This window comes from Burkholderia anthina, from assembly GCF_001547525.1.
Classification (GTDB): Bacteria; Pseudomonadota; Gammaproteobacteria; order Burkholderiales; family Burkholderiaceae; genus Burkholderia; species Burkholderia semiarida.
Window position 1 is genome coordinate 1,499,171 of sequence record NZ_LNJP01000003.1, and the last position, 24,565, is coordinate 1,523,735.

23 protein-coding genes and 1 pseudogene are annotated in these 24,565 nt (G+C 62.7%); 16 read left to right on the top strand and 8 right to left on the bottom strand.

From position 1 onward, the window contains the following. The first annotated feature begins 5 nt into the window (after window positions 1-5). The 4 genes from prpF to WS64_RS33690 all read left to right on the top strand — a co-directional run bounded on the left by prpF (window position 6) and on the right by WS64_RS33690 (window position 3,088). Window positions 6-1,196: a 2-methylaconitate cis-trans isomerase PrpF gene (gene prpF, locus WS64_RS26765; protein WP_060968228.1), complete on the top strand. Its 1,191-nt coding sequence runs from the start codon at window positions 6-8 to the stop codon at window positions 1,194-1,196. Between the two features lie 195 nt (window positions 1,197-1,391). Then, entirely contained in the window at window positions 1,392-2,444 is a 1,053-nt protein-coding gene (locus WS64_RS26770; RefSeq protein ID WP_060968601.1) for a CaiB/BaiF CoA transferase family protein, read from the top strand. 128 nt (window positions 2,445-2,572) lie between these two features. Beyond that, window positions 2,573-2,821 (top strand): type II toxin-antitoxin system Phd/YefM family antitoxin, encoded by a 249-nt coding sequence (locus WS64_RS26775; RefSeq protein WP_060968229.1) that lies wholly within the window; start codon window positions 2,573-2,575, stop codon window positions 2,819-2,821. A 48-nt stretch (window positions 2,822-2,869) separates the two neighbouring features. Further along, on the top strand, window positions 2,870-3,088 hold the full coding sequence (locus tag WS64_RS33690) for a type II toxin-antitoxin system RelE family toxin (RefSeq protein WP_081103931.1): 219 nt from the start codon (window positions 2,870-2,872) through the stop codon (window positions 3,086-3,088). 40 nt (window positions 3,089-3,128) lie between these two features. On the opposite strand, the gene WS64_RS26785 is transcribed toward WS64_RS33690, so the two are convergent. Continuing rightward, window positions 3,129-3,572, bottom strand: a complete 444-nt coding sequence (locus WS64_RS26785) for a PaaI family thioesterase (RefSeq protein ID WP_006480333.1) — start codon at window positions 3,570-3,572, stop codon at window positions 3,129-3,131. A 282-nt stretch (window positions 3,573-3,854) separates the two neighbouring features. On the opposite strand from WS64_RS26785, the gene WS64_RS26790 reads away from it, so the two are divergent. Continuing rightward, the gene (locus WS64_RS26790) at window positions 3,855-5,474 is read left to right on the top strand and encodes a methyl-accepting chemotaxis protein (RefSeq protein WP_060968231.1); all 1,620 of its coding nucleotides are present in this window, start codon (window positions 3,855-3,857) and stop codon (window positions 5,472-5,474) included. Here the strand turns inward: WS64_RS26790 and WS64_RS26795 are convergent. Then, window positions 5,447-6,556 carry an AGE family epimerase/isomerase gene (locus tag WS64_RS26795; protein WP_060968232.1) on the bottom strand — a complete coding sequence of 370 codons (1,110 nt, stop codon included), beginning with the start codon at window positions 6,554-6,556 and terminating at the stop codon, window positions 5,447-5,449. The genes WS64_RS26790 and WS64_RS26795 overlap by 28 nt on opposite strands. A gap of 116 nt (window positions 6,557-6,672) precedes the next feature. Between WS64_RS26795 and WS64_RS26800 the strand changes: the two genes are divergently transcribed. Continuing rightward, entirely contained in the window at window positions 6,673-7,371 is a 699-nt protein-coding gene (locus tag WS64_RS26800) for an MgtC/SapB family protein (RefSeq protein WP_060968233.1), read from the top strand. A 138-nt stretch (window positions 7,372-7,509) separates the two neighbouring features. Here WS64_RS26800 and WS64_RS26805 read toward each other — a convergent pair whose 3' ends face one another. Further along, a complete protein-coding gene (locus WS64_RS26805) occupies window positions 7,510-8,088 on the bottom strand; it encodes a YbhB/YbcL family Raf kinase inhibitor-like protein (RefSeq protein ID WP_060968234.1) in 579 nt (192 codons plus the stop codon). Window positions 8,089-8,376: 288 nt separating this feature from the next. On the opposite strand from WS64_RS26805, the gene WS64_RS33695 reads away from it, so the two are divergent. Together WS64_RS33695 and WS64_RS26815 are read left to right on the top strand one after the other, a co-directional pair. After that, window positions 8,377-9,285 (top strand): helix-turn-helix domain-containing protein, encoded by a 909-nt coding sequence (locus WS64_RS33695; RefSeq protein ID WP_081103932.1) that lies wholly within the window; start codon window positions 8,377-8,379, stop codon window positions 9,283-9,285. 88 nt (window positions 9,286-9,373) lie between these two features. Then, window positions 9,374-10,663, top strand: a complete 1,290-nt coding sequence (locus tag WS64_RS26815; RefSeq protein ID WP_060968235.1) for an MFS transporter — start codon at window positions 9,374-9,376, stop codon at window positions 10,661-10,663. A gap of 109 nt (window positions 10,664-10,772) precedes the next feature. Here the strand turns inward: WS64_RS26815 and WS64_RS26820 are convergent, their stop codons facing one another. Both WS64_RS26820 and WS64_RS33700 read right to left on the bottom strand, forming a co-directional pair. Next, window positions 10,773-11,456: a response regulator transcription factor gene (locus WS64_RS26820; RefSeq protein ID WP_081103933.1), complete on the bottom strand. Its 684-nt coding sequence runs from the start codon at window positions 11,454-11,456 to the stop codon at window positions 10,773-10,775. A gap of 125 nt (window positions 11,457-11,581) precedes the next feature. Next, window positions 11,582-11,950, bottom strand: a complete 369-nt coding sequence (locus tag WS64_RS33700) for an H-NS histone family protein (RefSeq protein WP_081103934.1) — start codon at window positions 11,948-11,950, stop codon at window positions 11,582-11,584. A 611-nt stretch (window positions 11,951-12,561) separates the two neighbouring features. Here WS64_RS33700 and WS64_RS35685 point away from each other — a divergent pair. Beyond that, a pseudogene (locus WS64_RS35685) lies at window positions 12,562-13,251 on the top strand (ESPR-type extended signal peptide-containing protein); the annotation flags it as partial. A 5-nt stretch (window positions 13,252-13,256) separates the two neighbouring features. Here the strand turns inward: WS64_RS35685 and WS64_RS35690 are convergent. The 3 genes from WS64_RS35690 to WS64_RS35700 form a co-directional block, all read right to left on the bottom strand. Then, on the bottom strand, window positions 13,257-13,532 hold the full coding sequence (locus tag WS64_RS35690; protein WP_432206254.1) for a hypothetical protein: 276 nt from the start codon (window positions 13,530-13,532) through the stop codon (window positions 13,257-13,259). 81 nt (window positions 13,533-13,613) lie between these two features. Then, window positions 13,614-13,994: a hypothetical protein gene (locus WS64_RS35695; protein ID WP_432206255.1), complete on the bottom strand. Its 381-nt coding sequence runs from the start codon at window positions 13,992-13,994 to the stop codon at window positions 13,614-13,616. Window positions 13,995-14,381: 387 nt separating this feature from the next. Then, window positions 14,382-14,726, bottom strand: a complete 345-nt coding sequence (locus WS64_RS35700; RefSeq protein ID WP_432206256.1) for a hypothetical protein — start codon at window positions 14,724-14,726, stop codon at window positions 14,382-14,384. A gap of 2,113 nt (window positions 14,727-16,839) precedes the next feature. Between WS64_RS35700 and WS64_RS35705 the strand changes: the two genes are divergently transcribed. The 7 genes from WS64_RS35705 to WS64_RS26870 all read left to right on the top strand — a co-directional run bounded on the left by WS64_RS35705 (window position 16,840) and on the right by WS64_RS26870 (window position 24,538). Further along, entirely contained in the window at window positions 16,840-17,652 is an 813-nt protein-coding gene (locus WS64_RS35705; RefSeq protein ID WP_432206259.1) for a YadA family autotransporter adhesin, read from the top strand. Window positions 17,653-17,796: 144 nt separating this feature from the next. Continuing rightward, window positions 17,797-18,948 (top strand): DUF2827 domain-containing protein, encoded by a 1,152-nt coding sequence (locus WS64_RS26845; protein ID WP_060968237.1) that lies wholly within the window; start codon window positions 17,797-17,799, stop codon window positions 18,946-18,948. A gap of 204 nt (window positions 18,949-19,152) precedes the next feature. After that, window positions 19,153-20,268, top strand: a complete 1,116-nt coding sequence (locus WS64_RS26850; protein ID WP_167351645.1) for an EAL domain-containing protein — start codon at window positions 19,153-19,155, stop codon at window positions 20,266-20,268. 65 nt (window positions 20,269-20,333) lie between these two features. Next, window positions 20,334-21,482, top strand: a complete 1,149-nt coding sequence (locus tag WS64_RS26855; RefSeq protein WP_060968239.1) for a DUF2827 domain-containing protein — start codon at window positions 20,334-20,336, stop codon at window positions 21,480-21,482. Between the two features lie 25 nt (window positions 21,483-21,507). Next, the gene (locus WS64_RS26860; protein ID WP_060968240.1) at window positions 21,508-21,975 is read left to right on the top strand and encodes a DUF4019 domain-containing protein; all 468 of its coding nucleotides are present in this window, start codon (window positions 21,508-21,510) and stop codon (window positions 21,973-21,975) included. Window positions 21,976-22,267: 292 nt separating this feature from the next. Beyond that, complete coding sequence (locus tag WS64_RS26865; protein WP_155720484.1) at window positions 22,268-22,636, top strand: hypothetical protein; 369 nt, start codon at window positions 22,268-22,270, stop codon at window positions 22,634-22,636. Between the two features lie 543 nt (window positions 22,637-23,179). Then, entirely contained in the window at window positions 23,180-24,538 is a 1,359-nt protein-coding gene (locus tag WS64_RS26870; protein WP_060968242.1) for a hypothetical protein, read from the top strand. The last annotated feature ends 27 nt before the right edge of the window (window positions 24,539-24,565 follow it).

The following is a 24,565-nucleotide window of genomic DNA, read 5'->3' on the forward strand; positions in this document are numbered from 1 at the left end:
CAGACATGGCTCACATTCCTCAAATCAGGATTCCCGCCACGTACATGCGCGGCGGCACCAGCAAGGGCGTGTTCTTCCGGCTGCAGGATCTGCCGGACGCCGCGCAGGCGCCGGGCGCCGCGCGCGACGCGCTACTGCTGCGCGTGATCGGCAGCCCCGATCCGTACGGCAAGCAGATCGACGGGATGGGTGGCGCGACGTCGTCCACCAGCAAGACGGTGATCGTGTCGAAGAGCACGCGGCCGGGCCACGACGTCGACTACCTGTTCGGTCAGGTCGCGATCGACCGTGCATTCGTCGACTGGACCGGCAACTGCGGCAACCTGTCGGCGGCCGTCGGCCCGTTCGCGATCGCCGGCGGGCTGGTCGACCCGGCGCGCGTGCCGCGCGACGGCGTCGCGACCGTGCGGATCTGGCAGGCGAACATCGGCAAGACGATCGTCGCGCACGTGCCGATCGTGAACGGCGCGGTGCAGGAGACGGGCGACTTCGAGCTGGACGGCGTCACGTTCCCGGCCGCCGAAGTGCAGCTCGAGTTCATGGACCCGGCCGCCGAGGAAGAAGGCGCGGGCGGCTCGATGTTCCCGACCGGCAACCTCGTAGACGATCTGGCCGTGCCGGGCATCGGCACGCTGAAGGCGACGATGATCAACGCGGGCATCCCGACGATCTTCGTCGAGGCGGAAGCGATCGGCTATACGGGCACCGAGTTGCAGGACGCGATCAACGGCGACGCGAAGGCGCTCGAGAAGTTCGAGACGATCCGCGCGCACGGCGCGTTGCGGATGGGCCTGATCGACACGCTCGACGAAATCGCGACGCGGCAGCACACGCCGAAGATCGCGTTCGTCGCGAAGCCGGCCGACTACGTCGCGTCGAGCGGCAAGCGCGTGAACGCGGGCGACGTCGACCTGCTGGTGCGCGCGATGTCGATGGGCAAGCTGCATCACGCGATGATGGGCACGGCGGCGGTCGCGATCGGCACGGCCGCGGCGATTCCCGGCACGCTCGTCAATCTCGCGGCGGGCGGCGGCGAACGCAACGCGGTGCGCTTCGGCCATCCTTCGGGCACGCTGCGCGTCGGCGCGCAAGCGCGGCGCGAGAACGGCGAGTGGACCGTCAAGAAGGCGATCATGAGCCGCAGCGCGCGCGTGCTGATGGAAGGCTGGGTGCGCGTGCCGGGGGATGCGTTCTGACGTATGACGGTTCGTGCGTGCGGCGTGGCGCAACTGAACCTCGGTCCGATCCCTGCGAAGCGATTCCGCTGCGCAGGGATTTTTTGTTTGATGCGTGCGTGGCGGAAGCCATTCGATGACCAAGGCATCGAACCGACGCGCTCGCGCAGGTCGACCGTGAATCACGGGACCTGCGTCAGTCGACAGGAGAATCGCATGTCATTGAACGCACCGCTTTCCGGAATCCACATCGTCGAATTCGAAGGTCTCGGCCCCGGCCCGCTCGCGGGCTGGATGCTCGCCGGCATGGGCGCGCGCATCACGCTTGTCGCGCGTCCGTCCGGCCGCACCAGCGCGCCGGACGCGCTGCGGGCCCGCGACGGCGACCTGCTGCGCGAAGGCAAGACGATCGTCGAACTCGACCTGAAGGCGCCGGCCGGGCGTGATGCCGCGCTCGACCTGATCGCGCAGGCCGATGCGTTGATCGAGGGGCTGCGGCCCGGCGTGATGGAGCGGCTCGGCCTCGGGCCCGACGCTTGCGCGCGCCGCCATCCGAAGTTGGTCTACGGGCGCATGACCGGCTGGGGCCAGGATGGACCGCTCGCGGCCGCGGCCGGGCACGACCTGAACTATGTCGCGCTGACGGGGCTGCTGTCGCTGTCCGCGCCGCGCGACGGCCGGCCGGGCGTGCCGCCGACGGTCGTCGGCGATGCGGGCGGCGCGCTCGGGCTTGCTTTCGGGATCGTCTGCGCATTGCTCGACGTGCGCGGCGGCGGGCCGGGCCGCGTGGTCGACGGCGCGATCGTCGACATCGTGTCGATGCTCGGGTCGCTGGCGCTGTGGGCACGCGCGAACGGGCAGCTCGACGGCGCGCAGCCGAGCCTGTTCCACGACGCGCCGTTCTACGACGTGTATCGCTGCGCGGACGGCGAATGCGTGACGATTGGCGCGCTCGAGCCGCCGTTCTATGCGCTGCTGGTCGAACGGCTCGGGCTGACCGACGTCGATCCCGCGTCGCAGTACGACCGGGCGCGCTGGCCCGCGCTGAAGGCGCGTTTCGCGGAGGTGTTCGCGCAGCGGCCGTCCGCGCACTGGCGCGCTTTGCTCGAAGGCACCGACGCGTGTTTCGCGCCGGTGCTGAGCGTGGCCGACGCGGCCGTGCATCCGCACAACGCGGCGCGCGGGATCTATCGGACGGATGAGCGCGGGAACGTGCGGGCGAAGGTGGCGCCGCGGTTTTTGCCGTTGGCGGGGGATGAAACCGACTAGGGCTGTCTTTCAGGAGGCTGCTTCCGTTCGTCGACGGCCGGGTGTCGAGCGCATCAGAGAGCCAAATTTTTGTGCCAAATTTCGTATCAAATTAAGTACAATCGGCGCTCGATTGGAGAAGAGCGGGTATGCCTCACACCATTCTGGCAAGCGTGACGGCTAGCGTCTCGGAGCTGAAGCGGAATCCGATGGGAACCGTTGCCGCGGGCGAGGGTTTTCCGGTCGCGATCCTGAATCACAACGAACCCGCGTTCTACTGCATTCCGGCGAAGACGTGGGAGGCGATGGTCGAACGCCTGGGAGACATCGAAGACAATGCGTTGGCCGATTCGCGCACCAAGGAGAAGGTCGTCAAGGTCAAGCTGAATGACCTTTGATCTCGCCTTTCTCGAACCTGCATTGAAGGGGAGAAGCTCGATCGCACCGTGCGCGATCAATTCAAGGCCAAGCTCGCCGAGCGGCTCGACCATCCCCGCATCCCGTCAGCCAAATTGCACGGCCACCCGGATCGCTACAAGATCAAACTGCCTGGTGTCGGCTATCGCCTCGTCTACGAAGTGCGCGACGCGGAAGTGATCGTCCTTGTGGTCGCGGTGGGCCGCCGAGAGCGTGATGCGGTTTATCTCGCTGCGATGAAACGCTAGCGCGACACGCGCCGCGGCATCCATGCCTGGACTCGGCAACTCACGCCGTTTCCACCGGCGCATCCGGCATCTTGCCGTCGCCGACCCGATTGATCGTGCCTTGCGCGATCGCGACGAGCCGCTCGTGATCGCCGTCGATGACGAACACGTGGCACTGGCAGGTCGCCTGGTGCCGGCCCGCGTACACGAGCTTCGCGCGGGCGACGAGCGTACCGTTCACGGCCGGCCGCAGGTAGTTGATCTTGTATTCGGCGGTGATCACGCGCGGGCCGAGCACGAGCGCGCCGGCGAAGGTCAGCGCGTTGTCCGCGAGATAGCTGATCACGCCGCCGTGCACGAAACCGTGCTGCTGCCGCAGTTCTTCGCGCACGGGCAGACACAGCGACACTTCGTTGTCGCCGATATGCATCAGCTCCGTGCCCAGCAGCATGCTGAACGGCTGCGCACGCAATGCGCCGCGCGCGTGGTCCGTGATGTCGGTCATCGAATTTCCTTCGAAATGAGTGCCCGCTTGCGCTGAACTCTAGGAAGGGGGTTCCGGATAAGCAAGGAAATTCGTCCGCATTTCGTGCAAATCCCGGTGCGATGCGACGCGATTATTGCGTCGAATACCGAAGATCTCCGCGTTTGCGGGCGATTCGACGCGAATGCGCGAGCGAAGCGCGCGATTGGCCCGCGTTTCCGGCCGTTCCGCCTAAAGTCCGACGAAGAAATGCCGCTAATGCCGGGGCATTGCCTCATCGTCCGCTTTCCAGGAATCCCCCCCATGTTCGGAAAAATCAAGCTCGCGTCGGGTCTGTTCGGCGTGTTGACCGTGTTCTGTCTCTTCCTGTTCGCGATCGAAGCGCTCGGTTTCTGGACGCTCGCGTCGACGCGCGGCGGCGTCGACGATCTGTCGAACGTCGCGATCGCGCAGGCCGACGCGGCCAGCCGGGCGACCGAGCAGCTGCTCGACGCGCGCATCAACCTGTCGCGCGCCGGCACGCGGATGGTGCGCGGCGGGCCGAAGCCCGAAGACATCATCCGCCACGCCGGCGCATCGCTCGCGGAAGCGGACAAGGCGTTCGCCGTGCTGACGGCCGCGCAGCCGGTCGACGAGACCAACCGCACGCGCGTCGCGGCGCTCACCGAGCGCTATCGCGCGCTGCGCGGCGCGTTGGGCGAACTCGTGCAGTTCCTCGACGCCGACAACATCCAGGCGTTCCTCGACCAGCCGACCCAGGGCTTCCAGGACGCGTACATCGCCGAGCTGCATCGCTTCACCGACTATGGCGGCACGTCGAGCCGCGCGGCGCTCGACACGATCGACGGCGGCATACTGTGGTTCAAGTCGGTCGGCATCGTGCTGCTGGTGGCGATGCTCGCGGCGAGCGCCGCGATCTACGCGGCCGCGCGGCGCGCGGTCGTCGCGCCGCTGGAGCAGGCCGGCCGCCATTTCGAGCGAATCGCGCAGGGCCGTCTCGACGAAGCCGTGCAGGCGGGCGGCGTATTCGAGATCGACCGGATGCTGCGCGGCCTCGCCGCGATGCAGACGAGCATCGCGGGCACCGTGCGCACGGTGCGCCACGCGTCCGACGCGATCCACCTCGGCGCGGGCGAGATCGCCGGCGGCAACGCCGACCTGTCGGCGCGCACGGGCACGCAGGCCGCGTCGCTCGAGGAAACCGCCGCGAGCATGGAGGAACTGACCGCGACCGTCCGGCAGAACACCGACAGCGCCCGCGCGGCGAGTGCGCTGGCCGACGCGGCGCTCGAAGCGACGAGCCACGGCGGCGGCGTGGTCGACAGCGTGATCGACCGGATGCGCGGCATCGCGCAGAGCTCGGGGCGGATCGCGGAGATCATCTCGGTGATCGACGGCATCGCGTTCCAGACCAACATCCTTGCGCTGAACGCGGCGGTCGAGGCCGCACGGGCCGGCGAACAGGGGCGCGGCTTCGCGGTGGTCGCGGGCGAAGTGCGCTCGCTCGCGCAGCGCAGCGCGCAATCGGCGAAGGAGATCAAGGCGCTGATCGAGGATTCGGTCGCGCAGATCAATGGCGGCGCGGAGCTCGTCGAGCGCGCCGGTGACGCGATGCGCACGGTGTCGGCGTCGATCACGCGGGTCGTGCAGACGATGTCGGAGATCACGGCGGCGTCGGTCGAGCAGAGCGTCGGGATCGAGCAGGTGAACCAGGCCGTCACGCAGATGGATCAGCTCACGCAGCAGAACGCGGCGCTGGTCGAGCAAGTCGCGGCGGCGGCCGCGTCGCTGAACGACCAGACCGCGCACCTGATGCAGGCGGTGTCGGTGTTCGAGCTGGGCGACGGGCGCGCCGCACGCGGCGATCGCGCGGCGCCGTCGCTTGCCGCGGCAGGTTACGAACCGGCCGGCAGCGCCGCGTAGGCGGTCGCGAGGTGGTAGGGCGTCGTCGACGGCATGTCCGCGCGCGACACCTGCCCGTCGGCCGTCTTGCACTCGAACCAGCCGCGCGGATGCAGGAAGCGCGCGGCGAACCGCTCGATCTGACGTGCGAGCGGCGCGGAGGCCGGCGTGCCGCCGTGCGTCGCGAGCGCGCGCAGGTATTCGGTCTGCGCCCAGATCCGCTGCGTGCCGTCGATGCACGCGCCTTGCGCGTCGAGCGCCGCACACACGCCGCCCGTCTGCGGATCGACGCCGTATTGCTCGGCGAACGCGAACGCGCGCGACAGCGCGGCGGGGAGCCCGCTCCGCGCGAGCCGCGCACCGGCCGCGTCGACCAGATAGAACCACTCGAACTGATGGCCGGGCTCGAAACGGTTGTCGGCCGCCCCGAGCGGCAGCTCGGCCACGCAGCCGGTCGCCGCATCGACGAACGTGCGTTCGACGGCCTGTGCGGTGCGCGCGAGCGCATCGTCGAACGCGGTGTCGCCGAACGCGTCGGCGGCCGCGAGCCACGCTTCGGTCAGGTGCATCAGCGGATTCTGCAGCGCGCCGCTGCCGGATGACGAGAAATCGGCGTGCCGTGCGGCATCGAGCAACGCGTCGCCGTGGCGCGGCGCGAAGCGGTCCTGGATCAGCGCGGCGGTCGCTTCGGCCACCGTGCGCGCGGCGGCGTCGCCCGACGCCGCATGCCACGCGGCGCACGCAAATACGATGAATGCGTGCGTATAGAGGTCCTTGGTCGTATCGAGCGGCGCGCCCTGCGCGTCGACGCTGTAGATCCAGCCGCCGTGGCGCGGGTCGCGAAAGTGCCGGCACAGCGCATCGAACAGCGTGGCCGCGTGCGCGGTGTCGCCGGCCTGCGCGAACACGAACAGTTGCCTTGCGCACGCCATTGCGCGATAACGGGTCACGGGCAGCGGCGCGTGGGTGGCCGGATCGACGGCCTCGAACGGCAGTTGCAATGCCGGGTCGAACCCTGAACCCCGCCAGATCGGCAAGACGACGTGCGCGAAATGGTGGCGCAGTTGGGCGGCCTGGGCGGAAGCGGAGTCGGAAACGGACATGGTGGGGTTTTGAGCGCTTGGATCGAAACGTGTCGGCGCGGCCCGGAGAATCGGCGCGGCCGGGGCCAAGGATAAAACATTCCGCGCGGCCGGCACCAAAAAAGGAGATAAATCGAATGCTCAGCAACCTGGAACTCGTGATGCGGCTCGTTCTCGCGGCGGCGCTCGGCAGCGTCATCGGCTTCGAGCGCGAGCGCCTGTCGTGGGCCGCCGGCCTGCGCACGCACATGCTGGTGTGCGTCGGCTCGACGCTGATCATGATCGTGTCGGCGTTCGGTTTCGCCGACGTGCTCGGCACCAGCGACCACATCGTGCTCGATCCGTCGCGGATCGCCGCGCAGGTCGTGTCGGGCATCGGCTTCCTCGGCGCGGGCTCGATCCTGCTGCGCGGCGAGATCGTACGCGGGCTGACGACGGCCGCGAGCCTGTGGTCGGTCGCCGCGATCGGGCTCGCCGTGGGTGGCGGGCTCTATGTCGCGGCGATTTCGGCGACGATCATCATTTTGATCATCCTGGCCGGCATCAAGCCGCTGGAGCGGCGTTATTTCACGGTGCGGCAGCGGCGCCAGCTCGCGTTGACGGTGGCGAGCGGCACGCTGACGTTCGATTCGCTGCACGCGGCGCTCGGCCCCGACAGTGCGCGCGTGAAGCAGTTCATCGTGCAGCGTGCCGACGACGCGGCCGAGCAGGACGAGGTGCGCATCGCGCTCGCGCGGGTGTCGGAAGGCGAATACAAGGCGATCTGCGACAAGCTGCGCGCGCTGCCGGGCGTCACGCGGTTCGACGGCGGGAATGGGTTGTCGGGTGACGAATAGCGGCCTATCGGCACGAATGCGCTGGACTGAGCTGTCGTCGGGCTGCGGCGTTGGTTGATGCCGCATGGTGTTACGTGGTGCCGTCGGGTGCGGCGGCAACCTCAACGTGGTGGAATGTCGTTGGCGTAATCGCAACCGTCAATCGGTAGTGGAGGCGCGATGATATCGGGCGACGTACTTTGCCTGAGCGATGATTTTCCCGTGCATCTGATAAGCGACGACCGCGGGACTTGCCGCCGGCGCCACGTCGATTTTTTCCACGTTCAGGGCGGACGCCGTCACGACATATCGATGCGACGCCCCCTGAGGCGGGCAGGGCCCACCGTATCTGGATTCGCCAAAATCCGTCAACGTTTCGACAGCGCCGCTCGGCATGAGCTTCGGATCGCCAGAAGCGCCTTTTTCGATCGACGACGCCGAAGGCGGAACATTGACGATCTCCCAGTGGGTCCAGCCGAGCCCCCCGGTCGGCGCATCGGGGTCGAAGATCGTCACGACGATGCTCTTCGTGCCGCGCGGAACGTGAGCCCACGAAATGCGCGGCGAAACGTTCTGACCGTGACAGCCGAAACCTCCGTACACGTGTTCGTTCGTAAAGTGCCCGCGATGGAGGCCATCGACCGTGATTGTGAACGGCTCCGCGCTGGCGGTCGCCGGGATGAACGCCAATGCCGTTGAGGTGAATAGCATCGCAGACAAAAAAATCCTCGGTCGCATGACGTTGCTCCGTTGAAGGGTGAGAGTTCAGTACAACGGTATCCACGGTATCTTGTGGCGATTCGCCCCGGAAGGCGCATTCGCGAACCACGGTGTTGCCTTGGCTGCAACGTCGACGCGTAGCTACTGTCAACGTTTCTCTCGACCTGTTGGCCCTGAGCCGTCGCGACAGCCGGATCATCCTCGCTTCCCTCGAGGCCGGGCCTTCGCACTGCGAATCGATACTCGCCTTTGTGGTCGAAACATGTTCCAATTATTACAACATTGCATGCCACTTTTGATCCGATCATGGACGCCAATCCGGCCACGCAGTTTCCGTGTTCCGACGCCTCTCCCTCAGAGGGTCGCATCCTGACAGCGCTACCAGATACATGGAAAAGCGCACCAGTGGCGTCACCGTGGGATGGGATTCAAGTGCATAACTATCAGATCCGCGAAGAGGGAGAAGTACGGGATTTGCGATTCGAATCGAACCTGCTTCTTTGCTTGTATCGAAAGCCCCACGAGCGGGTTGAAAGCCTCAATCGATTCGGCCGCTGGCAGCACGCCGATGCTTCAGATAGCAGTGTGGCGTATGGTCCGCCTAATGCGGCGTTGAATTATCGATGGGGCGTCAATCTCGAGCAAAGCCATCTCATTATCAATATCGATTGGCTTCAGGGTACCTCCGGCCGGATGCCGATCCCGCTCCATGGGTGGTTTGCGGGTATCCACGATCGCATACTGGTGCAACTCATTGACGAGATCGTGCGGGACGCGTCATCGGGCACGCCTACTGGCGTCGAACATGCCGAGTGGTTGGCGCTCTCGGCGCTTTACCGCTTCACGGCGCTGGCCCGAAATACCACATGGGAGTGCAACATGGGGCTCGCGGATGCGATTATGGACCGTGCATTGCAGTTCATTCACTCCGGTCTGGACTCAACGCTGCGAGTCCGGGAGATCGCCAGTGCCGCGGGCTTCGACTCAAATTTGTATGGTTTCATGCGCCTGTTCGGAAAATACACCGGTCTGCCACCACATCAATATGTGATGGAAGCTCGCCTCGAGCGTGCGAAGAATATGTTGCTTCGAGGGCAGGGGAGCGTAACCGACGTGGCGCTGGCATGCGGGTTCAACAATATGAGCCATTTCTCGACCGCTTTCAAACGCCGGTGGGCTGTGTCACCATCCCGGTTGATCAAGGAAAGCCGATGATGGTCACGGCGAGATATCGCGTCGGAATCTGGTCCCCCGTTGAGAACAACACACCTACCGCCCCGTAGGCCGTCTGTACGGAAAATTTATGAAACAGGCCTACAGGCTGCGCTGGTGGGTCGTGGCGTTTGGCTGCCTCGGTACCATCATCGATTATCTGTCCCGCAACGCGCTCGGGGTGATGGCGCCGGAACTCAAGTTCATTTTGAACATGAGTACGCAGCAATACGGATACGTGGTCGGTGCATTTCAGGCAGGTTATTTAGTCATGCAACCGATATGCGGGCTGGTCATAGACTTGATCGGCTTGCGGATTGGCGTTGCAGTATTCGTAGGAATTTCGTCATTTGCAGGTATCTTGCACGGCGTGGCCGGTGGATGGCTATCGCTGGCTGCACTGCGTGCGGTAAAAGGCGCCGCCGATGCTGTCGCGATTCCCGCCGGGATGAAAATCGTTGCCGAATGGTTTCCAGATCAGGAAAAATCGGTCGCGGTCGGGTATTTCAACGCTGGCACTTCACTCGGCTCACTTTTTGCACCGCTGGTCGTCGTATTTCTGTCTCGCAAGTATGGCTGGCAAAGCGCGTTCGCTATTACCGGCGCGCTGGGTTTCATATGGTCGGCGATTTGGTATTTTGTCTACCGCTCGCCAGGGCAGTACCGGGGGATGGGCAAGAAGAACCAGATAGAGCCTCCCGGTAAGCGAATGTCAGTCTGCACCGAGTGGCATGAAGGAATCCGGCGCATGTGGAAGGTGCTTGGAATGCGCCGTTTTTGGGCGATAGCCCAGGCGCGCTTCTTTGCCGAGCCCGTCTGGCAGACCCTGATTTTCTGGGTTCCGCTGTATCTGGCAACGGAACGGCACATGGACTTGAAGCAGATCGCGCTGTTTGCATGGCTACCCTTTCTTGCAGCCGACCTGGGTGGCCTTTTCGGCGGATACTTGTCGCCTTTCCTGATCAACCGCTTTCACGTGCGGCTAATCGGATCGCGCGTCGCCGGCGTAGTGCTCGGAGCCGTTCTGATGTTCGGGCCCGCGTGTATTGGCCTGGTCGCTACGCCGCTTCAAGCAATCGTTCTGTTCTGCATTGGTGGTTTTGCACATCAGATGATCTCCGTACTTCTCAATACGCTGTGCGCAGACGTCTTCGAACCGGATGAGGTAGGTACTGCAGCCGGACTGGCCGGTATGATGGCCTCGATTGGAGGTCTTGGATTTTCGTTGCTGTTGGGTTCGACTGCCGACCGGTTTGGATATGGGCTTTTCTTTGGAGCATTTGGAGCCTTCGATCTTATTGGGGCGACGATACTCTTCATCCTTTTGCGTGGCGTGACACGCCGGGCTCAGGTCGCCACGGAAGACAGGACCTTCCAATAGTTGCATCGATCGCAGAGTCCGGCGGCTCCGTCCGCCAACGAGCGCCGCATTCCGCCATGCACAGCCCGGAAAGTAGACGATGCAGCGGGCTGATGACTGGGCGTGCTGCTTACACCTTCTCGAGTCTATATCCGAAGGTGTATACCGACTGCAGCCGGAGGCCATGCTCCCCATTGAGTCGCAGCTTGTTTTTCACGCGATAGATATGGGTGTCAAGAGATCGCGAGGACGTGTCGCCTGCGTCTCCCCAGACAAACGTTATCAGGTGGTGGCGGGGAACGACCCGCCCGACATTTCTGAAAAGCGTGGCGGCGATCTCGAACTCCTTCCTTGTCATTTTAACCGGCTCGTTGTTGACGAAGATATTTCGACCGCCGCGTGGAACCAGGTAACTTCCGACCAAGACGGAGTCATCTGATTCTTCTGAGAAGTTCATGCGCCGCATTACAACATTTACTCTGGCGATAAAATCTTCTTTGCTTATCGGCGTGCGGATCCAGTCATCTGCTCCAGCGTTGAGTACATCCGCGGTGGAACAGTCTGACAATACGCCGGATAAAGCCAGGACGGGAATTTTCTTGCCGAGGTTATGCCGAACCCAGCGGACGAGGTCGAGCCCCGACATGACCGGCACAGTCAATTCGAAGATAACGAGGTCGAACATCGCTTGTTGAAGGGCGCGCACAGCGTGAGCGCCCTTCTTGACGACGACCACATCATTTACGCGTTGCTGACAGAGAAGGCGCGCGAGATCACCATATAATCCTCGCTCGTCCAAAAACAAAATCTTCATATATCGTTTGTGTGAAGCGAGTATTTCACCTTTGTGTGGTGGAAATCCGCCGATTTCGATTGGGGTGTGGTTCTGGTTCTGAGTTAAATCAAATGTGTTCGATGATCAAATGCGTTTCTGAGTTTCTAATCTTGTAACAAGTGATCGCGGCCCGTTTGAACGGGCGGCAGTGGCTCATCAGAGCTGAGGCTTCCCTGAGTCTCATCATGAGCGGGCGGGTTCAGCAAAAATTCTTTCCTGTTTTTCCCTTTAATCCAGTGCGGTTCGCGGCCGACCCCTGACCAAGTACATCCAGAGGCAGGATCGTAGTATTTGGCCCTTCTTTTTCGCTGGCGTTGATGTTCAGGGGGGAACACATCGCGTGCGGTCAAGTTGAACAATTTCACGCACATTCGAATCTCTGATATCACGGCATCAATCATTTTCAGTTTTTCGATCTCAAGTTCGTGATCAAGCCGTTTCTTCAAATCGAGGTAATTTTGATAGGTCTGCATTGACGTATCCTAAAAAAAGTGGAGGCAAATTATCTGCACGGCTGACGTTTCCTCAAGCAATGGCGAGAGGCGGCGGGGCATTCTTTAAATTCACCCGGACGCCGCCGCTATCAGTGCAGCCGGATATAGCCGATGCGCATACTCGCCCATTGATTACTCCGTGCGATCAGATGTCGGTTCATAGATGTCTGTCTTTCTGAAATATTGTCACGCTTCGCCGCGCCGTGCTTTTTGAATTTTTGCTGACCTCGTGGGTGTGAGAAAAATTTGAAAACATTAGACAGAACGGCTGTCGCTCGGGGAAAGGGCGGGGCTGGCGTGACGCACTGCCAGTCACTTTGGAGTGGTCGCTTGTTTCAATCGAGTGCCAATAAATTAGACGGTTGGCGATATTGGAATTGACGAATCTTTACACATATTCACCGTGTTGGTGCATTTTCGTGAAAATTGTTCAGCCCTGGGCCAGATGGTCAATTGGAAAATCGTCGCTAGCCGGTGAGTGGGTTTGGCATTTAGCTCGCCGTTGAAAGGTCGACATGTTTTCAATTTGTCAGATTTATACGGAAGAAGTCACTGCCGGAAGTCGCGGCTCGATATCGACGGGGATCTAAATGAACAAGAGTTACAGAACAATTTGGAACGAGGCGCTTGGCGCCTGGGTGGCCGCCTCTGAAAATGACTCAGCTCGCGGAAAGCCGAACAAAAGAAGCGTAGTTGCGCTGATGGTCCTTGCGCTGATTTCGTCCCCGCATACTGTTCTGGCGCAATATTCGGCGGGCCTCGGAGCGGCCGCTCAAACAGGTGCGATCGCAATTGGTGGCAATAATGGGGTAACCAATGCATCTACCGCTGGGGATATTGCAATTGGTTCAGCTGCCGCAGCGAACTCGGGTTCGAACGTACTTGGGACCATGGGACCCGCGATTGCCATCGGTTGGGCCACTACCGCGTCGAATCTATATGCGACAGCGCTTGGTGCGTTCGCGACCGCGAGCCAATCGCACGCCACGGCGATTGGCGGGCAGGCTGTTGCGACTGTTGACGGCGCCACGGCAATTGGTTTTGGGGCCACGGCTTCTGCGATAAACTCGGTGGCTTTAGGTAATGGGTCGATCGTCGATGCTTTGATTTCGGCACCGCTCGGGACAACGATTAACGGTGTCCAATATACTTTTGCCGGCAACGGTAACGGGGTAGTTAGCGTGGGTGCCCCTGGTTTCGACAGAACCATCACCAATGTCAATCCAGGGCAGATATCGGCAACTAGTACTGACGCGATTAACGGCTCGGAGCTTTATGCGACCAATCAAGCGATTACTGCTGTCGCTTCGAGCGTGACAAGCCTCTCTACTGCGGCTGCCGGTGCTGTATCCGCAAGCAGTTCAATTGCGTCACTCTCGACAGGGCTCAGTTCAACCAACAGTTCCGTCACGTCGCTGTCGACGTCAACCTCCACCGGAATCAGCACTGCGCAAAGCGGCGTGACCTCGTTGTCGACAAGTCTGAGTTCGACCAAAAGCTCATTGACCTCGCTGTCGACGTCGGCCTCGACGGGGATCAGTACCGCGCAAAGCGGTGTCACGTCGTTGTCGACGGGGCTGAGCTCGACGAATAGCTCGGTGGCCTCGCTTTCGACGTCGGCGTCGACCGGGATCAGTACGGCTCAAAGCGGAGTGACCTCGTTGTCGACGGGTCTGAGCGCGACGAATAGCTCGGTGACGTCGCTGTCGACGTCGGCTTCGACCGGGATCAGTACCGCGCAAAGCGGCGTCACGTCGTTATCGACGAGTCTGAGCGCGACGAATAGCTCGGTAGCCTCGCTGTCGACGTCGGCGTCGACCGGGATCAGTACGGCGCAAAGCGGCGTCACGTCGTTATCGACGGGGCTGAGCTCGACGAATAGCTCGGTGTCTTCGCTGTCGACGTCAACCTCCTCCGGAATCAGCACCGCGCAAAGCGGCGTGACGTCGTTGTCGACGAGTCTGAGCTCGACGAATAGCACGGTGACCTCGCTGTCGACGTCGGCGTCCACCGGGATCAGCACGGCTCAAAGCGGAGTGACCTCGTTGTCGACGGGTCTGAGCGCGACCAATAGCTCGATGACCTCGCTGTCGACGTCGGCGTCGACGGGGATCAGCACGGCTCAAAGCGGAGTGACCTCGTTGTCGACGGGTCTGAGCTCGACCAATAGCTCGGTAACCTCGCTGTCGACGTCGGCGTCGACGGGGATCAGCACGGCTCAAAGCGGCGTCACGTCGTTGTCGACGGGTCTGAGCACGACGAATAGCTCGGTGACGTCGCTGTCGACGTCGGCTTCGACGGGGATCAGCACGGCTCAAAGTGGCGTCACGTCGTTGTCGACGGGTCTGAGCACGACGAATAGCTCGGTGACGTCGCTGTCGACGTCGGCTTCGACGGGGATCAGCACAGCTCAAAGCGGAGTGACCTCGTTGTCGACGGGTCTGAGCTCGACCAATAGCTCGGTGACGTCGCTGTCGACGTCGGCATCGACGGGGATCAGCACGGCACAAAGTGGCGTGACGTCGTTGTCGACGGGTTTGAGCGCGATGAATAGTTCGGTGACGTCGCTGTCGACGTCGGCATCGACCGGGATCAGCACTGCGCAAAGTGGCGTGACGTCGTTGTCGACGGGTCTGAGCGCGACGAATAGCTCGGTAGCGTCGCTGTCGACGGGCGTAGCAAATTCTGTGCAGTATGACAACGCCGCGCATACGTCGGTGACGTTGGGTGGTGTCGGCGCGACTACGCCGGTCACATTGACTAACGTCGCCGCAGGCGTGAATCCAACCGACGCGGTGAACTACAGTCAGTTGAGTTCACTGTCGACATCAGCGTCAACGGGCCTTTCGTCGGCGACCAGCTCGATCACGTCGTTGTCGACGTCGACCTCGACGGGCATCAGCTCGTTGTCGACCGGGTTGAGCACGACCGACAGCACGGTGACATCGCTGTCGACGTCGACTTCGACGGGCATCAGCTCGTTGTCGACCGGCTTGAGCACGACCGACAGCACGGTGGCATCGCTGTCGACCTCCACGTCGACGGGCCTGTCGTCGGCCAACAGCTTGATCACGTCGCTGTCCACGTCGACTTCGACCGGCATCAGTTCGCTGTCGACTGGCCTGAGCTCGACCGATAGGACGGTGGCATCTCTGTCGACTTCCACGTCGACGGGCCTGTCGTCGGCCAATAGCTCGATCAGCTCGCTGTCGACATCGACCTCGACGGGCATCAGTTCGCTGTCGACTGGCCTGAGCTCGACCGATAGCACGGTGGCATCGCTGTCGACTTCCACGTCGACGGGCCTGTCGTCGGCCAACAGCTCGATCACGTCGCTGTCCACGTCGACCTCGACGGGTATCAACTCGCTGTCGACTGGCCTGAGCGCGACCGATAGCACGGTGACGTCGCTGTCGACCTCGACGTCGACGGGCATCAGTTCGCTGTCGACTGGCCTGAGTTCGACCGATAGCACCGTGTCGTCGCTGTCCACGTCGACCTCGACGGGCATCGGCTCACTGTCGACTGGCTTGAGCACGACCGATAGCACGGTGACGTCGTTGTCGACGTCGGCCTCGACGGGCATCAGCTCGTTGTCGACGGGCTTGAGCACGACCAACAGCACGGTGACGTCGTTGTCGACGTCGGCCTCGACGGGCATCAGCTCGTTGTCGACGGGATTGAGCACGACCGATAGCACGGTGGCATCGCTGTCGACCTCCACATCGACGGGCATCAGTTCGCTGTCGACCGGTCTGAGCTCGACCAATAGCACCGTGTCGTCGCTGTCCACGTCGACCTCGACGGGCATCGGCTCACTGTCGACTCGCTTGAGCACGACCGATAGCACGGTGACGTCGTTGTCGACGTCGGCCTCGACGGGCATCAGCTCGTTGTCGACGGGCTTGAGCACGACCAACAGCACGGTGACGTCGTTGTCGACGTCGGCCTCGACGGGCATCAGCTCGTTGTCGACGGGATTGAGCACGACCGATAGCACGGTGGCATCGCTGTCGACCTCCACATCGACGGGCATCAGTTCGCTGTCGACCGGTCTGAGCTCGACCAATAGCACCGTGTCGTCGCTGTCCACGTCGACCTCGACGGGCATCAGTTCGCTGTCGACGGGCTTGAGCACGACCAACAGCACGGTGACGTCGTTGTCGACGTCGGCCTCGACGGGCATCAGTTCGCTGTCGACGGGCTTGAGCACGACCGATAGTGCGGTGACGTCGCTGTCGACCTCGACCTCGACGGGTATCAGTTCGTTGTCGACTGGCCTGAGCACGACCGACAGCACGGTGACGTCGCTGTCGACCTCGACCTCGACGGGTATCAGTTCGTTGTCGACTGGCCTGAGCACGACCGACAGCACGGTGACGTCGCTGTCGACGTCGACCTCGACGGGTATCAACTCGTTGTCGACTGGCCTGAGCACGACCGACAGCACGGTGACGTCTCTGTCGACGTCGACCGCGACGGGAATCAACTCGCTGTCGACTGGCTTGAGCACGACCAACAGCACGGTGACGTCGTTGTCGACTTCGACGTCGACAACCGTCAACTCGCTTTCGACGGGCTTGAGCGCGACCAACAGCAATCTGGCATCGTTGTCGACGTCCACGTCGACGAGCATTGGCTCCCTGTCGACCGGCCTTAGCTCGACCGGGAGCAGCATCGCGTCGCTGTCGACGGGGCTGAGCACGACGAACAGCAACGTGGCGTCACTGTCGACATCCGCATCCACCGGAGTCAGCTCACTGTCGACGGGCCTGAGCGCGACCAACAGCAGCGTGGCATCGCTGTCGACATCAACATCAACCGGCCTCAGTTCGACAAACAGCAGTATTACCTCGTTGTCGACGGGCTTGAGCACGACAGACAGTAATGTGACTTCACTGTCGACCGGACTGTCCACAACCAATGACAGCCTGGCATCGCTTTCAACCGCGGTGGCTCCGCTCACGTCGATCAAGACCCAAACGACCGACGGTAGCACCGCCCTTGGCACCGGGGCAACCGCGGCGGCGAACTCGACGGCTGTTGGTCAAAATGCTTCCGCGTCTGGAACGAACTCGACCGCGGTGGGTGAAGGGGCGGTCGCGTCCGGGCAAAACTCGACTGCAGAGGGGCAAGGTGCGATCGCCTCCGGCGCTAACTCGAAGGCGGATGGTCAGGCTGCAGCCGCGACAGGAGCCAACTCGACTGCATTGGGCCAGGGATCGACTGCTTCGGGAGCCAATACGACTGCGGTAGGACAGGGCAGTGTTGCGAGCGCTTCGAATTCCGTGGCAATCGGTGCGGGTTCGGTAGCTTCGCAGCCCAACACGGTGTCGTTCGGATCGCCCGACCATGAGCGCCGGTTAACGAATGTGGCGCCTGGCATCAATGGAACGGATGCAGCGAACATGAACCAGTTGTGGGGTGTCCAGTCGACCGTCAATGAGGTAGCACGTCGTGCCTACTCCGGGATCGCCGCGGCGACCGCATTGACCATGATTCCCGAAGTCGACCCCGGTAAGACGATTGCGGTGGGGATTGGAGGGGGGAGTTACCAAGGGTACGCAGCGACTGCGCTCGGGGTATCCGTTCGCTTCAGCGACAACTTGAAAGCGAAGATCGGGGTTGGGATCAGCGGGAGCTCCAGCACTTATGGCGCTGGCGTCTCATATCAATGGTAAAGCGCTGATTTGAGCTCTGGGCGGATGCCGATCCTGTCGGCATTCGCCCGGAGATTTCCCTGTTCAACCGCTAATGATTTTGTCTCGTCAAGTTGGGCGTTTTATGGACAGCTTTCAACAACGCCACGCATTCCGGGTGGAACCATGAGGCACTCTACGCTCGGGCGCTCCCTCAACCACGATCGCAAAAGGCTGCGTCCAAGTGTCGGCATATCGCTGTTTGCGCGCGATGGCCAGTCGTTGTGGGAAAACGGCATTCACCAGAACATCGCGTATCTCGCGATGATGCTCAAGTGCTCGGACCGTGTCGGACCCGTCTATTTCCTGAACGGCGGCGACGCGAACGCGCTGCCGGCCGGCCTCGACCTCGACGGCCTCGACATCCCGCTCGTGAAACCCGTCGACGTCACGCATGAGCTCGACGTCGTGATCGAGATGGGCGCGCAATTGCCGGTCGAATGGCTCGGGCACGTGAAGGCGCTCGGCACGAAGCTTGTCGCGTGCTACGTCGGCCATATCTACAGCGGCCTGGCCGAAACGCCGATCTTCGACAAGCCTTCGGGACACATCTTCAACGGCACGCAGTTCGACGAAGTGTGGGTGCTCGAAAAGTCGCAAAAGATCGACGTGCCGCTGCTGCGCACGCTCACGCGCGCGCCGGTCCATACGATTCCGCATCTGTGGTCGCCGTACTTTCTCGATCGCCGTATCGCCGCGCTGGCGAGCGAAGGCATGACGTTCGGCTATCGGCCTGGTCGCCGCGCGTGGTATCTCGCGACGCTCGAACCGAACATCTCGGTCGTGAAGTCCTGCCATTACCCGATGCTTGTTTGCGACGAGTTCTACCGCGCGCATCCCGAGGCCGTGCAGCATCTGTTCGTCGTCAATTCGATACATATGAAGGCACATCCTACCTTCGTGCATTTCGCGAACAGCCTCGATCTCGTACGCCGGCATAAGGCGACGTTCGAACCGCGCACCGACCTGCCGGGCTTCATGGCGTGCCATGCGGATGCCGTCGTGTCGCACCATTGGGAAAATCCGCAGAACTACCTGTACTACGACGTGTTATATGGCGGCTATCCGCTGATCCACAATTCGACGATGCTCGGAGATGCCGGCTACTACTACCCCGACTTCGATTCCGTCGCGGGCAGCCAGGCGCTGCTCGAAGCGTGGCTGCATCACGACGAGCGGCTTGACGACTATCGCGCGAAAGCTGACCGGTTGCTGCGATCGGTCTCGATCGACAACCCCGCCAACCTGGATGCGTTCGTTGAGCGTCTGGCCGCATGAACCGGCCCATACGCGTGTCGGACGCCCATGTGCGTCCAGCGCCCGGCGAGGACGAGCGCTTCGTCGTCGGTGTATCGCCGTTCATGCATCGCACCGGCCCGTGGCTGCGGGGCGGCAGGGTTTTTCGCAGCCGCGGGTTTCTGTGCCGGTTTTCGCCAAGGTTCGCGGGACGCCACGTTTTTCGTCCGAGTGTATGACGACGACATGAGCTACTGCACGAAGGCGATGGTGCAATATGCCCTTGCACGGGATACAGGATCTTACGGGACGCCGGACCTGAGAACGGCCGCCGTAGTGCTGGCTGCGACAGCTTGCGATCGATTGATGCTGTGCGCTCAGCCGATCTTGAGCGTACAAGATGGTGAGCGGGTTTTGTATCACGAATGCCTGGTGCGACTTCGCGGCACCGACGATCAACCGATCACATATCCGTCGGCGTTTATTCCCAGTCTGGAACGGCTTGGACTCATGCGCTTCCTGGACCGCTATGTCATTGGCATGGCCATCGAGTTCCTGGAGTCGAACTTCAACATTCGATTGGGCGTCAATATTTCCGCGCAAAGTGCGAATGAGATCGGAGGATGGGCATCGGTTCTTCGGCTGCTTGAAGGCAGACCGGACATAGCGTCTCGTCTTGTGGTGGAGATTACCGAAACTACGCAGTTGTCACCCGTAACAGGTCGAGTATTTGTCGAGCACCTGCGGCGTATCGGCTGCAGTATCGCCCTGGACGATTTTGGCGACGGGTTCAGCGTGGAGAATCGCGCGGTGATTTCTTCGCCCGAAATCATCAAGATTTCTGGTCGAATGTTACCGACGGGCGAATACGACGCGATACATCTCGAGCAGTTCAAGAAATTGGTGACGAGTGCCCGAGACCAGGCATCGCAGGTGGTGGTGGAGGGGATAGAAAGCGCCGACGCATTGCGCACCGCCTCGCTGGCCGGGGCTCACTGGGTGCAAGGCTACTACACTGGCAAGCCGAGCCGGTTGAGAATGACAGAGCAGTCCGCAGGTGGGTCGGTAGGGCGCTCGATGCAGCAATTCGAGCGTATCGCCAATGCGGTGATCGATCCGCACATGGACGGAAAGATACACGGCGACGCGAGGCGTGCCTTTGCGGCCGGACTTGCAAGCGCGTTGTATGGCAGGCGTTCCGCTATCGCAACGAGTATGCGCAGTTACCTGACGGACGCGATGGAAAAACACGCGGAAACACACAATACGTCATCAATGCGACTGCTTCGGTGTTTTGCCATGCTCGGTCGAATCAATGGCCAGGAATTGGCACGCTCGATGAAATCGGGAGTCGACTTGTGAATGGTCGATATCGGAATTCTCAAGCGCCAAGCGCCCAGCGGTTCAACCTGGAGGAATAAACGGAAATGGCGACCACCAGACCAGTATCTCGCGCCCGCGAACGCCTCGTCGTCGGCGTGTCGCTGTTCGTACGCGGCGCCGGCCAGTCGCTATGGGAAAACGGCATTTTCCAGAACTGCCTGCTGCTGATCCTGCTGCTGCGCCAGTCGCCGCTCGTCGCGGATGCCGTGATGGTCAACGGCGGCGAACAGGTCGCCGATCCGCAGATGATGCTCGGCGAGTGGAACGTGCCGCTGCTGTCGATGGACGAAGCGCTCGAGCGCTGCGACGTGCTGATCGAGATGAGCGCGCAATTCGGCGCGGACTACCTGCGCGCGTTCCGCGAGCGCGGCGGCAAGGTCGTCACGATGCGGGTCGGCAACGACTACGTGATCGACATCGAACGCGCGATGTTCGACAAGCCGTCGGGCTTCCTGTTCTCGGGCGCGCCGTACGACGCGGTGTGGACGATTCCCGAATTCGAGCGCTCGTGTCTGCACTACTACCAGACGGGCTTGCGCGCACCGGTCACGATCGTCCCGCACATCTGGCATCCGATGCTGTTCGACAAGGCGCGCGCGACGCTCGGCGCCGGTTTGTCGTTCGGCTATCAGCCCGGCAAGCCCCGGTGGCGCGTGACGATGTTCGAGCCGAACATCTGCATGGTGAAGACCAGCATCATCCCGATGCTGATCACGGAGGAAGCCTACCGCGCGAAGCCGGCGTTCCTCGAATTCGTGCGCGTATGCAACACGCTGCACCTGAAGGAACATCCGACGTTCGTGCACTTCGCGAAAAGTCTCGACATCGTGAACCATGGCATCACGACGTTCGAAAGCCGCTACGCGGTGTACGAGTTCATGGCCGCGTACGGCGACGCGGTGGTGTCGCACACGTGGGAGAACGCGCAGAACTACCTGTATTACGAGCTGCTGTATGGCGACTATCCGCTGATCCACAACTCGCCGTTCCTCGGCAAGGCCGGGTATTTCTATCCAGACTTCGACTGCCAGGCGGGCGGCCGCGCGCTGCTGCAGGCGTTCGCCGAGCACGACGCGAATCTCGACGCGTACCGCGAGCAGTCGAGGCACGTGCTCGACTCGGTCAGCATCTACAACCCCGAGAACGTCGCGGCCTATACGGATGCAATCGCCGTTCTCTATCGCGACGCGTAATGCGCAGACCTTTCCGGACCCGACAATGAACGCACGCCCGACCCTTATCCGTGCAAAATGGCTGATTGGCTGCGCCGCCGCATCGATCGCGATCGGCGCACACGCGCAATCTTCCGGTGAATCGGCCGACACGCTGCTCCGCGATTCCGATGCGGTATTCAAGCAGCTCGATTCAGGCCTGTACGGCGCGGTATGGACCGACGCCGCACCCTTCCTCAAGGCGCGCATCAAGCAGGACCAGTTCACGGCGCAGATGCAGCAAGCACGCCAGTCGGTCGGCGCGGTCAGCCATCGCGGCTGGGCGCAGGTCACGCGCATCCGCTACGAGCACGCAAGCGGGATGCCCGACGGGCTCTACGCGAACGTCGATTACGCGACGACGCTGGCGAGCGGCGCCACCATGTTCGAGAAGCTGAGCTTCCGCCTCGAACCCGACGGCCGCTGGCACTTGACTGGCTACGTACCGCGAAGAGAGCAGAATTTTATCCAGTAGATCGTTGATCTTCGGGGACGGGTAGATCGCTTCCCATCTGTTCCGGCGATCGAACTCGCGAAGCATCACCCGCCACGTCGACCAGAAGCCGGGAACAACCTGGGTCGCTTGCTGCATGACGCCGGCCGCCTGAGCGAGGCCGTCGCGTGTCTGAGACGTGCGTTGACGCCCGATCCTGGCCGTGTGCCGACGATATTCAACCTGAACCCTGCTCCTGCTCGCGATGGGGCAGTACGAGGAGGGCTGCGGCTTTACGAGGCGCGCTACCGACTCTCGTCGCATTGGGGCGCTGATGCATCGAATCACGTTACGCCGGACCTGCCAGCGCCGCGGCGCGGGCGAGACGCTCGACGGGAAGTCGCTCATCGTCTGGCCGGAACAGGGGCTCGGCGATGTCGTGCAGTTCGCGCGGTATCTGCCGATGCTGAAGCGGCGCGGGCTGGCGACGCTGACGGTTAGTGTGCCCAGCTGCGCTGACGCGCCTGTTGCATCGGTCGACAGGGTCGATCGTTGCGTAACGCCCGGCGATGTGACTACATTGCCGGCGCACGATTATGCGTGTCGAATCATGAGCTTGCCGATGCTGTGCGAGACGACGGTCGACACGATCCCCGCGACGTTTCCGTATTTACACGTTCCGGCGCCGGTGGTCGAGCGGTAGCGCAGCAACGTGCCGGCCGCAGGCTTCAAGGCTGGGCCAGTGTGGGCTGGCGATCCCCGAGCCGGTCAAGCAAGTGCGCACGCGACGGACCGTCGGCGCTCGCGCTCGGCGACCGCGAGTGATCGTCGATACAACGGTAATGGAAAATACGTCGATATTTGCGACTAACCGAATGCTTTTTTGCCTGCCAGCTGGGATTGCCGATCGGCACGTTCGTCGCTTCAGCGATGGAGATTTCAGGGTACGTGCCGAGGCCTGCGTCGCTTGCCAGTCACACGGCGAGGCCCACTTGCAGCCCGATTTCGTTGGAGTGAGCAGCAGTCCAGTCACTTTGCCGTCGAAGACGGGTTTGCCGCTTGGTTTGAGCGCTTTGGCTTGTTTGTCGGTTAGCATCGGTTTTTGGCCCATCGCGTAGCCCATCGGGGATGACTGGACAGGCTGGATGGAGTCAGAGCAAATTGGATGGGCTGAAGACGCAAGTTATTGATTTGTTGAAGAACAATAGGATTTCACTGGATGTCCCTGGACGATAATCTGGCAGACGTGACCGAATCCGTTTCCACGCCTCGCTCCCGTTCCGCCCGTTCGTCGGCCCGTTCCCGCCCGCGCTCGGCCGCTGCCGCAGGCAGCACGTCCGCCGGGGCGACGGCGCGATCCGGCAGCGCAGCGGCCGGCGACGCGCCGCGCGACGAACGGACGCTCGACCTGTTCGGCGATCCGGTGCCCGAGCCCGGCGAGCGCATGCCGGTTGCGGCGCGCGATGAAGCGATCGTGGAAGCCGATGAGTCGGCCGACGCCGACGACGGGCGACAGGCCACGCTGGATGGATTCAGCCCGCCGGCGGATGCGGCTGCCGCGGGGCTCGGGGAAGCGGAAAGTGCTGCGGCGCCCGATGTGGCAACCGCGGTTGTTTCGACGCCTGAAGGCGGTTTGGCCGCGAACATCAACGGTACATCTGCAGAGGATCGTGCAACGGAGGCAGTGGTTTTGCCTGCCGGCGATCGCGTCGTCACGCAGGTCGACGTGCCGGTGATCGATGGCGCCGCGAAGGCCGAGACGACACTGCAAGCCGCCGATGGCGAGGCGGCGCAGGCGGCGGAATCGCAGGCGACAGACGGCGAAGTCGCGAAGCCTGCGGTCGAGGCGGCAGTCGTCAAATCCCGCGAAGGGAAATCTTCCGGTGATGCCGCGAAGGAACGCCGCGCGTCGTCGGGCGGCAAGCGCCGAGCGGCTACCGGGACCAACGAAGCGGCGGCAACGCAAACCGTAGCGGTTGCAACGAGCGTCGGCTCGAAGCCGGAAGGGCTTGAATCGAACCTGCCGCCGCTCGCCGCCGCGCCGGTCGAGCCGCAGACACCGGCACAACCGGCACGACCGCCCGAACCGGCCATCGCCGCGCATGCTCCGAAGCCCCGCGACACCACCGCGCAGCCGGACGCTTCGTCGCCGCCGGTCACGCAGCCCGTGGCCTCCGCCGCATCGTTCGTGACCAAGCCATCGTCGGAGCGTGCACAACCGGCCGCGCCGGCCTTCGATCCGGACACGCACCTGCGCCCGCTGACCGACCGGCTCGCCGCGCTGCAATCCGACGTGGATGGCCTGACGGGCGCGGCCGATCGCGAGATGCGCCGCGTCAACCGGCTGCTGCTCGCGCTGGCCGTCGTCGTGCTGGCCGCGCTCGTCGCGCTGGTGCTGCAAACGCGGCAGATCGCGCACCTGAAGCAGGACGTTGCCACCAAGCAGCAGCGGATCGATCGCCTCGCGGCGGATCTGTCGACGCAGCAGGCCACGCTGATGACGCTCGAGGAGCATCACGAAGCGCTCCTGTCGCAAGTCGACCGGCTTCAGCGCAACGCAAACCGCGAGGCGGCTGTGGCGAAACGGGTTCGCCGCGCGCGTTAATCCTTCCGACCCTATCCTGTAACCCCG